Origin of the sequence: Halomonas borealis (assembly GCF_004798905.1) — a bacterium.
GTDB classification, from domain to species: Bacteria; Pseudomonadota; Gammaproteobacteria; order Pseudomonadales; family Halomonadaceae; genus Halomonas; species Halomonas borealis.
Genome location: NZ_SDMO01000119.1, coordinates 1 through 244 on the forward strand (window position 1 = coordinate 1; position 244 = coordinate 244).

Annotated in this window: 1 protein-coding gene; it reads left to right on the forward strand. The window is 37.3% G+C overall.

Going from position 1 to position 244, the window contains the following annotated elements; translation table 11 throughout:
• Positions 1–244, forward strand: a 244-nt coding sequence (locus tag ETC07_RS16375; RefSeq protein ID WP_368733196.1) for an ECF transporter S component, incomplete at both ends; no start/stop codon positions are given.

The window sequence follows — 244 nt, forward strand, 5'->3', positions numbered from 1 at the left end:
CCAATTTCCTTTGGTGCCGAGTGCAAGCTTTTTAAAGATTGACTTCACAATCTTGCCCATTTTGATTGGACTATTTATGCTTGGCTTAAGCAGTGCTTTTGCTATTCTTATCATTCGTTCGCTTTTGTGGTTACTTTTAAATAGTGACGGAGTGAATACCTATATTGGTTTACCAATGAATATTTTGACAGTTACTGTCTTTGTGCTGGTACTTTGGTTCTTTCTCCGTCACAGATTTAGCTTG